Below are 318 nucleotides of genomic sequence, written 5' to 3'. Positions count from 1 at the left end.
CATATCACCTTACCGACGCTTATCGCAGATTAGCACGTCCTTCATCGCCTCTGACTGCCAGGGCATCCACCGTGTACGCTTAGTCGCTTAACCTCACAACCCGAAGATGTCTCGTAAGACACAATCGAGGTTGCGAAAATTTGAGAGACTCGAACACACCGATACTTCCTTTCTTATTACGGAGAAAGGAAACAGTGTGTCGTTTCAATTTTCAGCTTGTTCCAGATTTTTAAAGAGCAAATATCTCAAACGTGACTGTTAAGTCAGTTTTGAGATATTGAGTGAGCATGAAATAATGGTGGAGCTAAGCGGGATCGA

The 318-nt window shown here is 44.0% G+C and carries 1 rRNA gene; it reads right to left on the bottom strand.

From position 1 onward, the window contains the following. Positions 1–93: ribosomal RNA gene (locus tag BSPA111_RS22470) — 23S ribosomal RNA — on the bottom strand; the annotation flags it as partial. Positions 94–318 lie beyond the last annotated feature (225 nt).

It is taken from the genome of Buttiauxella sp. A111 (assembly GCF_014189855.1).
Classification (GTDB): Bacteria; Pseudomonadota; Gammaproteobacteria; order Enterobacterales; family Enterobacteriaceae; genus Buttiauxella; species Buttiauxella selenatireducens.
Note: the sequence above shows the minus strand (reverse complement) of the source record. Positions and strands in the feature narration are given on the sequence as shown.